Annotated in this window: 5 protein-coding genes; 3 read left to right on the plus strand and 2 right to left on the minus strand. The window is 47.4% G+C overall.

Annotation, left to right across the window (positions count from 1 at the left end; genetic code table 11):
• Window positions 1–42: 42 nt before the first annotated feature.
• Window positions 43–7029 (minus strand): carboxypeptidase regulatory-like domain-containing protein, encoded by a 6987-nt coding sequence (locus HRU80_00745; GenBank protein ID QOJ27468.1) that lies wholly within the window; start codon window positions 7027–7029, stop codon window positions 43–45.
• 370 nt (window positions 7030–7399) lie between these two features.
• Here HRU80_00745 and HRU80_00750 point away from each other — a divergent pair, with 370 nt between their 5' ends.
• Both HRU80_00750 and HRU80_00755 read left to right on the plus strand, forming a co-directional pair.
• The gene (locus HRU80_00750) at window positions 7400–8701 is read left to right on the plus strand and encodes an amidohydrolase family protein (protein QOJ27469.1); all 1302 of its coding nucleotides are present in this window, start codon (window positions 7400–7402) and stop codon (window positions 8699–8701) included.
• Window positions 8701–9891, plus strand: a complete 1191-nt coding sequence (locus HRU80_00755) for an amidohydrolase family protein (protein ID QOJ27470.1) — start codon at window positions 8701–8703, stop codon at window positions 9889–9891. Before HRU80_00750 ends, HRU80_00755 begins: the two co-directional genes overlap by 1 nt.
• A 318-nt stretch (window positions 9892–10209) precedes the next feature.
• Here HRU80_00755 and HRU80_00760 read toward each other — a convergent pair whose 3' ends face one another.
• On the minus strand, window positions 10210–10629 hold the full coding sequence (locus tag HRU80_00760) for a hypothetical protein (protein QOJ27471.1): 420 nt from the start codon (window positions 10627–10629) through the stop codon (window positions 10210–10212).
• Window positions 10630–11051: 422 nt separating this feature from the next.
• Here HRU80_00760 and HRU80_00765 point away from each other — a divergent pair, with 422 nt between their 5' ends.
• The gene (locus tag HRU80_00765) at window positions 11052–12278 is read left to right on the plus strand and encodes a PEGA domain-containing protein (GenBank protein ID QOJ27472.1); all 1227 of its coding nucleotides are present in this window, start codon (window positions 11052–11054) and stop codon (window positions 12276–12278) included.
• Window positions 12279–12287: the final 9 nt, after the last annotated feature.

The following is a 12287-nucleotide window of genomic DNA, read 5'->3' on the forward strand; positions in this document are numbered from 1 at the left end:
TCCCGGCTCCGGCATATATACTCCGGAGCCGCGGCTTTCAATTTACTTTACGAGAACAATACTTTCCAGTTCTTTCACTTCGCCTGAACCGTCCTTGGCAATAATCTGGATGATATATCTTCCGTTTCTTGCCATCAGACCATCGTCGGTCTTGCCGTCCCAGGTAATCTGTTTAATTCCTGCGGAACTGCCGTAGCGTCCGGGGAACTGCAGATCATCCTGCAGAAGCGTGCGTACCAGTTCACCGCGCATATTGAAGATGCGGATGGTTACGCTTGCGGGCGGTTTAGCCGAATTCAGGAAATAACCGATCATGGCCGGTGATACTTCCGGTGAAAAAGGACTCGGCATCACGGCAATATATTTCAATCCAAGCGGCTGATTTTCCGTAAGCATTGAATACTCGCCGAATCTTCTGAATGAGCCGAATGAAAGATCATTAGCGGCAGAAAGTTCTTCACCTTCTCCTCCTTTTGCAAGTGACGCGCTCAGGATGCTCCACTCATTTGTGTTAACATCGTAGAAGCCCATCACAATACCGCCGTCAAAGAAATCAAGTGATTTATCAACCGGCAGCTTAAGCGTTGCGTTTTTCAGGAGCGAATCCCCCTTGAGCGCAAAGTCAGCTTCATAACTGATGGCATACTGACGGTCAGAAACCACATAAGATGCTGCCTTACCGACGGGATTATAGTTCTTCTTTCCCGGTCCGAATGCGGGCTTATTAATGGTAACATTAACCGGTCCCGGAACTGAACCTGATTGTATATTCAGCGTGAGTCCTTCTTTGTTGGTCAGTGTAACAACTGACGTTGGAAGAAGCTGTGCGTATACACTCAGATCAGCGCTTCCTTTTTTGCCGCCGCTCTTATCTTCAGCAGTAACCGTTACGTTACCGATGAAGGTTGAGTCAGCCGGCTTGAAGAATCCGGAATTGCTGATGGTACCGGCTGCGGCAGGAGTAAGCGACCATTGCAGACTGCTTCCGAGATAAACGCTGCGCTGCAGGGTATCAAGGCCGGTGAATGCAAACTGAAGTCCTGCTGACGTGTTTGCAAGTTTATTTGTTCCTGATGATACTTTAATTTCACTCAGCGGTATATCAATACTCTGCAGAGACTGATTTACTCTGACTGATGATCCCTTAAAGAGAGCAGTTGCAGAAAGAATAAAACTTCCGTTCTTCGTGGGTTTAATCAGTACTCTGGTTGAGTCATTCGGATCAGGGAATGAGAAAACCAGTCCGCTTTCAGCGCTGCTTTCCCATCTGATTCTGCCCGCCGGATTTGCTCCGGTAAACTCAGAAGTGAGCGATTTATTGGTACCGTCACGAAGATTAAGATGGAGCTCGTATTCATCATCCTTTCTCAGAATGATGTTATCTAATGACGGCTCAAGAGTTGCCTGAGTAAGCACTCCTGATGCAAGAGGAGTTACTACATACTCCTCTGTGCCGAATACCACACCGGTGGCATTATTGCGCACCCTTATATAATAGTGCAATGGTTCAAGAGAGTTCTGAGCAGGTATAGATGCACTCAGTACTTTATTGCTGAGTGACATATTCAGCTGGCTGAACTCACTCTGATTTTCATTCCTGTAAAACACTGTGCCGGTTAAGGTAGTGATATTATCACTCACATTTACCGCAATGCGTGTCGCGCTGTCAGAGAGCACGCGCGTAACAGGTACATGTTTATATCTGAAGCCAATGTTTCTGGTGACCTTCGTGGTGTCAGAAGCAAGAGTAATTACAAACTCGCTTTCATCCGGCACCATATATCCTTCAAGCTCAAATGCAAACCGGTAGTTTCCTGCCGGCAGACGGTCTGAAGATGCATAACGGCCGGTATTCGAGGTAACATTCTGATTCTCTGAACCGTCCGGTTTAATCAGAGTAATCTTAACGTTCGGCAGAGCAGTAATACCATCCGTCACGTTAAAGGTAATTTGTCCGCTCGGCAGAATGAAATTGCCTGCTGAGACTGATGTGCCGATCTGTGATGCGGTAAATCTGATGATCTTGCTCTGGGCAACCAGTCCCGCGCCGGAAATGGTTACGATATATGTTGTGGTATCAGTAGCACCCGATGAGACCGGCAGGTTATCAATGGTGAAATTACCGCTGGCATTGGTCACTGTTGTAAACGTATTTGATGAGGTGGCATTAACAGTGATATTTGCCACACCGGCACCGCCAAAAAGCACGCGGCCGGTTACAACTGCTGATGCTTTTACAAGGTCATAGTTCTTATTATTCAACGAAGCTCCGGCTGCAATGGTTACCGTTTCAGTTGCGGTAACGTATCCGGTCTTTGATGCCGTGATAACGGCTTCACCCGGAGGGACATTGCTGATAGTATATGCTCCGTTGGCATTTGATTCAGCTGAAATCAGCTGTCCGGTGGCTGTATTACGGATTGTTATCTGAGCCTGTCCGAGAGCTGTTGTGCTCGAACCTGACACACTTCTGATAACACCGGCGATTGATGAGGTATTGCGTGTCAGAACAAAGCTTTCACTTATGCTGCCTCCGCTTGCAACCGTTACCGCCTTTTCAGCTGGGACGGAGCTATAACCGCTCAGTGATGCGCGCAGTATATATCCTCCTGATGGAATATCCTGAAAACGGAGTTCTCCGGTTGTTGAAGTTGCGCCGCTGAAAACTCTTGTTCCGTCGTTGCTTACTAAGGTTACCGATACATTTTCCAGCGGAGCCGAGGTATTGGTTCTCGCGGATACATTTACGGTACCGGAGTTAACTGTCGCAGTGAAATTAATTGACTGGCTGTTGCTTCCGTCAAGAGCAAAGTTCTGCGTTGCAGGGCTGAAGGTAAATCCGGTTTTAACAACCGATATGGTGTAACTTCCCGAGGTAAGATATTCCATCCGGTAGTCACCCGTGCTGGATGAAAGGATTGATCTTGTTTCACCCGTAGTGTTATTAACCAGCGTGATGGCAGCCGCATCGGTACCGGCATTACCGGAAACAACCGATGTGCTCACGCGGATGACAAGCGACTGTACCGGCACACTGGTTGCTCCGGCGGCGATGTTCAGATTCACTGAATCATTCGCGTGGCCTTCACGGAAAATTTCAGTATATAAACGATAGTTTCTTCCGGAACTCACTGCCGGGAACTCAAATGCTCCCTGTGAGTTTGCCGTGGTTGTATATACCGCATCAGATGCAGTAAGCCTTACATCGGCATTAAATCCGAGAGCCAGGCCATTCTGATTCAGCACTGTTCCTGTTACGCGGACTGTGTTCGGCGTAAGCGGAATAAACAGATTAGCTGTTGTGGTAACATTCACACTCTGGGTTGATGTGGCGTATCCCGCGGCGCTTGCCGTTAGGGAATAGGTGCCCGGAGCCAGTCCGGAAACGGTGAATTCACCCGCAGCATTGGTAACAGCATTGCCTGAACCGCCTGAACCGCTCACTGCCACAACCGCATTAAGGATACCGTTGCCGGCAGGATCGCGAACTGCACCGCTGATAACTGAGTTATTCAGCGCCATATCATTTATGTTTGCCGTTCCGTTGAGTGCGGTTGTCGTAAGAGTTACGTTAATACTCTGTGATGACCGGTAACCGCTTCTTGATGCTGTTACAGAATAAGCACCCGTTGCAAGACCAGTTATTTCATATGCACCGCTCGCGCTGCTCACTGCTGAAAGCGCCGCTCCGGCAGCATTTACCGCGGTAACCGTAGCACCCGATACTGCGCCTCCGCCTGCAAGGGTTACTGTACCGCTGATCTTTCCGGCAAGTGCAAAGAGTGTTGAATTGACTACTCTGGACTGACCGTCATTCAGAGTAAATGAACTGAGCACTGAATCCGCATATCCGGGAAGTCTGAAGGAAAGTGTATATACTCCTCCGAGAACTCTCTGCAGCGTATAACTTCCGTCAGATCCGGTTGTGGCGGTTGCACCTCCTGCAGTGCCGGTCAGATTAACCACAACACCGCTGAGCGGTACTGCCGCATTGCTTCTGACAATACCGGTTACCAGCGCAAAATTTTCGTTAAGATTAAAATTGATATTCGTTAATGACTGGCCAAGTGCCAGAGTGATGGCAAGACTGTCAAGTGTATACCCGGCCCTGAATGCACGGAGTCTGTAACTTCCGGCAGCAGCACCCACGGTATATTGTCCGTTGAGGTTCGTGGTAATCTGCTCAATAACAGCACCGGTGGATGGGTTAACCAGCTGCATGGTTACGCCGCTGAGCGCCTGTCCTGCCACTCTTACCTGTCCTGCTACTGAAGATGGTACAGCATTCATTGTTCCGTTAAGCGTGGTTGAACTGCCCGCTGTAAGAGTTGCTGTTGTCTGTGATACTGTTGCGTATCCGGTAGCACTGAAGGTCTGAGTATATGCCTTGCCTGCCTCAACAGTAAGTGCATATTCACCCGTAATGCTGGTTACCGTACTGAAATTATTATTTGCGTTCGCATTATCAACCAGACGTACCGTTACTCCTGAAAGAGGCAGGTTGTTAGAACGGACTGTTCCTCGGACAATTGCTGTATTCTGAACAAGATTAAAATTATTATTGGAACTGGTTTGTCCCGGGCCAATAACTGTTGTATCAGTTACGGAAGTAATGAATCCCTGCCGGAAAGCAAACTTTCTCCATGTGCCTGGCGCTAGACTGAATGAATAGTCACCGTTTGCATTGGTAACAACGGTAAAAGTTGAAACACCGTTAGTCGCGGTTACCGAAGCGCCTGGCAGAGGCTGTCCTGCACTGGATACACGGCCCGACATCACGCCTGCATTGGCTGACATCTGAAAGTTAATTCCGGAAAGTGACTGACCTGGATTTACCGTCACGGAAACAGACTGAGGAGTTACATATCCTGATCGGGTGACCGTAACAGAATGAGTTCCGGCCGGAAGACTGAGTGTATAGGTACCGGTTGAGAGTGTTGTCGTTGTGGCAACCCCCTGCACTGATACGGTTGCACCGGCTAAAGCGCCTCCGCCTAATGCAGAAACATTACCAGAGATTGAACTCGGGTTTGGTGTAAGAGTAAAATCAACTCCTGAAACCGTCTGTGCAACACTCAGAGTAAGCTGGACAGCATTGCTCGGAGTAAATCCGCTCTGTGAGGTGCTGATGGTATATGAACCATTTTTCAGACTGAGTGTATATTGTCCGTTGTTTCCGGTTATCGCGGTAATAGTCTGGCCGGATACCGGTGTGGCCGTAACGGTAATACCGCTGACCGGAACCTGCCCGGTAGAGCCGGTTACCTGATAAACAAATCCCGTAACCTGATTTGCACGGGGTACCAGTACAAAATTCTGGTTCAGTAAATTACCGCCTGTGGTCAGGGAAAGAGTTCTCGGCGCCGGACTAACAAAACCGGTTTTCGTAACCTCAACAGTCCATGAACCGGAAGATATATTAAACGCATAATCGCCCGCGCTGTTTGTGGTTGTCGTCTGAACTTCCGTTCCCTTTGTTGCCTTAACGATTGCAAGCTGCACCGGTGCATTCTCATCATTAACAACTTTGCCTGAGAAAGCAGCAGCATCAAGCCTGATAACAATAGGAGTGGATAAAACAATCTGACCGGTATCAACATTCACCTGAACGGCTGTGTTGGATATATATCCTGCCTTTGAGGCGACCACACTATAAGAGCCCTTTGGAAGGTTCAGACTGAACGATCCGCCGGATGTGGTGCTTCCGCTGGTAACGGCGCCGGTAAGATTATTGGTAAACCGGACGGAGGCAGCCCCTACTGATGCATTCGACTGATCACGGACACTTCCTGATACAATCGAGGGGAGAGGCCTCATGATAAAATTAATTTCCGTCTGTGTTGTCTGACTGAGTGAAACAGTGACTGTCGTATCCAGAAATCCCTGCTTCCTTGCAGTGAAGCGATAGGTATCATGCGGTATTGAATCCGAGAATGATGAACTATTCGATACCACATACGGAACTGATGGCGTATATCCTGAAGTGGTTGATGCGATCTGGAATTCGAAGTTCGTTAACGCCGTATTATCAAGCGATGAAGTAGCCCGCACCCTGTATTTTGAAGTAGGCACCTCATATTGGAAAACCCGGCTCAGACTGGCGCTTCCTGCACCGGTTATTGAATTTGGAACAACAAACCATACATACTTTCCTTTAATCAGATTAAGCCGCGCGGGGAAATCCAGAACGTTATTGGTCGTAGTTCCATTCCATAACGGAAGGTCTATCTCCTGGTTGCTTCCCGCAAACTGCGTTACACGGTTAAAAAGATATACGGTGTAGCTGTTTGCATTCGGCACAACATCCCACTGGAATCTGATGGTAGGAGACGCAAAGAATGTTGTATTAGCAGCCGGGGCAACCAGATTGGGCACAGCAAGTGAGGAAGATGACTGATACGTAAAAGTGGTAATACCGCCAAAGGCAGTACTTGCGTATGCAATATTGGTCTGATCATACATATTCAGGATTGTATAATAATACGTGGTTCCTGATATAAGAGGTATGGCTGACTGCGTAAATGGAGTATGGGGACTTATAGTGCCATATTGCGCGGAGTTGCTGGTTGTTATAAAGTCCCAGACAATGTTTGCACCCTGCACACTCGGGTTTCCGAGTGAATCAGTTCTTACCACAAAAGGTGTGCTTGAAACAATAATCCAGTATGCAGATACACCGGGGAGAGCATTCCACTGGAAATTCGGTGTGGCATTGGTTATTGTTCCTTTAGGCGCGCTTGGCGTGGGGGCAAGTGCTGTTTCAATAACAAACTGCACTTCATTGGAATAATCAATGGTGCCCGGATTGCTGTTGAAATTTGCCTGAATGCCGGCGAGGGTGGTCTGTGTTGAATTGGTTATAAGGCCATAATATCTTCCGACCGGAAGGTTAAGCGGGCTTCCCCCCGGAACTATTGTACCTGTGGTTCCCAATACATTAACGGAACCCAGACCATAATTACCCGGAGATGACCCCACCCGGAATCTGTTGGATGTACCAGAAAGGTTCTTAGTCCATTTAAGAACCATCTGACTGTTTGTCCCGTAGAATACTTTAATTACAGGGGTGTTGCTCCCCGAATTGAACCCTCTGGGAGGTTCAAGTATCATCGTTTGCGACAGGGCAAAAGAGGTCAGTAAAAGAAATCCAAGAAAGAATTGTGACACGAAAGCGGATTTTCTCATCGTTCTACTCTTTTATTAAATATGAAAATGATTCAATTTCAAAGGACAGAAAATATTCCCGGAACACACAAAAACGGGGAATATTTAGCACCCTAAATTTAGTCCGATTTTCACAAATAACAACGTAGTTTTATTATTTTCCGTCTTTAAATCACAGCGGTTTTTTTCCGTTGTTCATTATTCACCTTTCTTTTAAGTAAATAATACGGATTCCATGAAGCAACTTTTTTTTCTGTTTTTGGCATTCCTGCTGCTTATCTCACAGGCACTGCCCCAGCAAAAGGTAACCGCCTGGAAAGGAGCACGGATATACACCGTGGAAGGAAACGTCATTGAGAATGGCGTGATTCTGTCCAAAGGGGGAATAATTACTGCGGTTGGTTCCGCTGAATCAGTTTCCATCCCTTCGGATGCAGAAGTTATTGATGTTGAGGGAAGGGTTATCATCCCGGGACTGGTTGATACCCATTCCCACATCGGCAATGGTGACGGAGGAGACGCATCATCACCTACTCACCCGGACGTACGTATTCTGGACAGCATTGATCCACGGAGCGATACTTTTATGAGGGCAAGGTCAGGCGGAATTACAACCGTAAACGTGATGCCCGGCTCAGGCCATCTCCTTAGCGGTCAGACCGTTTATCTCAAACTGACCCGCACCGGCAAACTGCAGGATATGCTCTATTGCGATGACCCCATGACCGGTATCTGCGGCGGCATTAAAATGGCTAATGGTACCAATTCCCTGCGCGGTGCACCGTTCCCCGGAACCCGCGGAAAATCTGCCTCCATTGTCCGCCAGTTGTTTGTGAAAGCACAGGAATACAAAAAGAAAGTGGATGCTGCCGGAGGCAATCCCGAGAAAATGCCAAAGCGTGATCTTGAAATGGAATCACTGGTGCAGGTTCTGGAAGGAAAGAAAATCGTCCATCACCATACCCACCGTAATGATGATATTCTCTCGGTTATCCGGCTGCAGAAAGAATTCGGGTTTAAGGTGGTGCTGCATCATGTTACAGAAGGATGGGTTGTGGCTGAGGAAATCGCAAAAGCCGGAATCCCCTGCTCTATCATTATGATAGACTCCCCGGGAGGAAAGATGGAAACGGTTAACCTCGCTTTCGAAAACGGAGCGCTTCTTGAAAAAGCAGGTGTGGATGTGGCGTACCATACGGATGATTATATAACCGATTCACGCCATTTCCTCCGCAGTGCTGCTCTGGGAGTAAGAGGCGGTATGTCATTCGATAAGGCTCTTGAATCACTCACACTTGCCGGTGCAAGAATGCTCGGGCTTGAGAACCGGATAGGATCACTCAAAACCGGAAAGGACGCGGATTTTGTCATCCTCTCCGGCGAACCTTTCAGTGTATATACCAAGGTTGAGCAAACCATCGTTTCCGGTGAAGTGGTGTTTGACCGCTCCAGACCTGATGACTATAAATACGCTACAGGCGGCTACCGAGTTTACAAAGACCTCTTTTATGATCATGTCCATGAGGAAGAGAGATAATGAAAATGAAAAATCTGATTGTAACCCTTCTGATTCTCTGCTCCTCTCTTTCAATGGCTCAGATTGCCGTAAAAGGCGGTATAATATATACCATGGACGGCAAGCCTGTTGCCAACGGTGTTATTCTCATCAAAAACGGTTTGATTGAGGCAATCGGCCCAGCATCTGAAATCACCATCCCCGCAGGATATACCGTCTATGAGAATAAAGTTGTAACTCCCGGACTGATTGACGCCCGCACCGTTATGGGGCTCAGCGGTCTCTATAATCAGCCGCATGACCAGGACCAGCTTGAAAAATCCGACCCGTTTCAGCCGGAACTCCGTGCATTCGATGCATTCAATCCGCAGGAAGAACTGCTCGCCTATGCCCGGCAGTTCGGTGTAACCACCATCAATACCGGACATGCCCCCGGAGCGCTTGCTTCCGGACAGATGATGATCGCCAAGACCTGGTCCCCCGATCAGACAGCCAATATCATGGATTCAGCAAGCTATGTTGCGTTCACGCTCGGCTCATCAGTTTCGTATATATATAAGAAACCCGGCACACGGGCAAAAGGGATCTCAATGCTGAGGCAGGAATTTATCCGCGCGCAGGATTACCTGAAAAAGAAAGATGATGCGCCGCGCGACCTGAAAATGGAGACCATGGCCTCAGTACTCCGCGGTGAGATAGGCGCACTTATCACCGCAAACACATCCGTTGAGATTCTGGCTGCTCTCCGTCTGGCTGAGGAGTTTGGCATTAAAATCACTCTGGATGGTGCAGCCGAAGCATCAGTAGTTTTGAATGAGATCAAAAAAGCCGGAGTTCCTGTCATCCTGCACGCTCCCATGGCCCGCAGTTACGGAGACCTCAAAAACGCATCTCTTGAAACAGCATCTCTGCTGAAAAAAGAAGGAATCTCTTTTGCCATTCAAAGCGGTTACGAAGGGTATGTGCCTAAAACCCGCATCATTCTTTTTGAAGCAGCAATGGCAGCAGCAAACGGACTTGGAATGGAAGCGGCTCTTGAATCCATAACCATCGGCGCAGCCAGGATTCTTGGCATTGATAAAAAAGTTGGATCCATCACCAAAGGCAGACAGGCAGATATCGTTCTTTTTAACGGAGACCCGTTTGAATATACCAGCAAGGCATGCACCGTTATAATAGACGGAACTGTTGTTTCAAACGAATGTAAATAATAATTTCTCATACAACATTTAAGAGGGCTGGCTTGCTTCAGCCCTCTTAAATGAACCCGGAGGGTTCACAGGTTGGTAGAAACATGATATATCCAGCAATTCCTGATTCCGGAGGAATCACAGATCGGCAATTGACTGCTGAGTCTGAAACCGGAGGGTTCACAAATCGGCAGAAACATGATATACCGCTCCCGCCCTCACTGATTCCGGAGGAATCACAGATCGGCAATTGACTGCTGAGTCTGAACCCGGAGGGTTCTCAGGTTGGTAGAAACATGACGTGCAAGCCCCGCAAAACCCATGTTTGCCGTTAAATATTTACATGCGGGAAAACTCCCTGTATTGCAGCTTTGCGGTATATACTCCGTCTTTCTGTATCAGCGCATATAAATATATTTTAATAAGTTTCCCGTTTTCAAGCTGATAGGATAAATTTCCGGTAGTCGTGTTAAGTTCAACATATCTGGCAGGAATGTTCGGGTATGTGATAATAAGCATGACTCCGCTATTCTGGTTCGTATGCTGTTGAACCTGAAGGAAGGTAATCTCAACCTCCCCGAGCTGAAAATAGATGTTTCTGCCCAGTTCTAAACTTATAAACGAATATTCTTCCCCCGGAGACAAAGTATTAACATAGTTCGTAAGATCATAATCACTCTCCCCGCAGCTCAGATTTAACCCTGCAATAAGAATAATCAAAGCATATACTCTGCTCTTTGATAAAATTCTGTTTTTCATTTTCCGCTCCATTCAATTATTATTGTGACCTGATCAAAATAACCGGGTCAACAAGAAATCTGACATTCCCTTCATACCAATACAACATGTCTTACAGCCTGAAACCAATTCTTTCTTCGAGGCTGTGCTTCCAGGGGATGCATCTGCTTTGCTTCTGATACATTTTCCTGCCGGTAAAAATACAAAGATTATCCTGAATCCGGATGAGATAACAAATTATCAGCGGAGTCTTAACAGTAATCAAACGTCCGCTCATGATCGCGCTGCGGAATCTCTGAGAAAAATTCCGCGGCTTCCGCCCCGGCAATTTGACAAATCCGTGTATTCCGCCTCCCCACAGCCCGGGGCTGTTACGAAATCCGCCCCCATATTGGCGCCAAATCATTATATTTGACCTTATTTTCTATTAATTTCAGACTCCTTTGAAGCGGTTATTTGGCCTTAGTATTATCATGTTTCTCTCCCTCATATTTGTTTCCTGTGAGGAAGAGGGTCCGCCCGTACTCCCCGGACTGGTAAAAAGCACTCTTTCCGTTGCCACACAGCCGCCAAATGCCACAATTGTCATCAATAACAGGCAGTCCGGCAAAACCTCCCCCGGCGATCTCTCTGAACTTGAGCCGGGCTTTTACCGCATTGATCTGAAACTCAACACTTACCTTGATACCACGTATTACTATCTGATTAAACGGGGGGTCAGGGATACCATTTCAGTTGAAATGCGTGAGGATCCGGCTTACTGGTGGCAGATTTTCCGCAAGGAATCTCACCCCATCCCGACTAATTCATTTAACAAAGTAATGATTGATTCCGCCGGGGTTAAGCACCTCAGCGCTACTTCTTTCGGGCTGGTTATCTTCGATAATGCTTCATGGACAAATTACACCAGAACCAATTCTCCGCTCCCCTCTAATACGATTAACGATATGCACAAAACCGGAGGCGTACTCTGGATTGCAACCGATGCCGGACTGGTCCGCTTTGACGGCAGCATCTGGACAGTATATAATGCTGCAAACTCCGGGCTTCCTTCGAATTATATTACTGCCGTTACCTCCGATAAACGGGGAAGAATCTGGTTCGGCAGTGACAACGGCGGACTTGTGGTTTTTGACGGCGTTGTTTTCCGTATATATAATACCTTTAATTCCGCCGTTCCCTCGGACAATGTGACAGCTCTTTTTTCTGATACCGAAGGAAATATCTGGGCCGGAACATGGGGCGAGGGGGTCTATAAATTTGACGGAACGACATTTGAAACCTTTAATAATTATAACAAGGGACTGGTCAGTAATTTTATCAGGCATATCACTGCTGACAAGAACGGTTCTATATGGATTGCAAGCGGCAACTTCAGCGGAGGAGGAGGACTCTCCCGCATCACTAACGGCTTTTTAACAAATTTCACACAGTTCAACTCAGGATTCAGGGGATCAATTGTAACAGGCATTCAGTTTGATAAATACAACAACCCATGGGTTACTACCGCTGATGCAGGACTGATGTTCCGCGAAGGAAGCAGGTGGAGGCAGTATATACGGGAAAATTCAGGCATGCCTTCGGCTTCAGCTCTCTCGGTTGCAATTGATCAGGACGGAAGCAAATGGGTGGTCTCTGATTTCCTTTCAAAATATATCGGCTACAGGTAAATAAACATT

The sequence above is a fragment of the Ignavibacteriales bacterium genome, from assembly GCA_015709675.1.
In the GTDB taxonomy this organism is placed as follows: domain Bacteria; phylum Bacteroidota; class Ignavibacteria; order Ignavibacteriales; family Ignavibacteriaceae; genus H2-BAC3.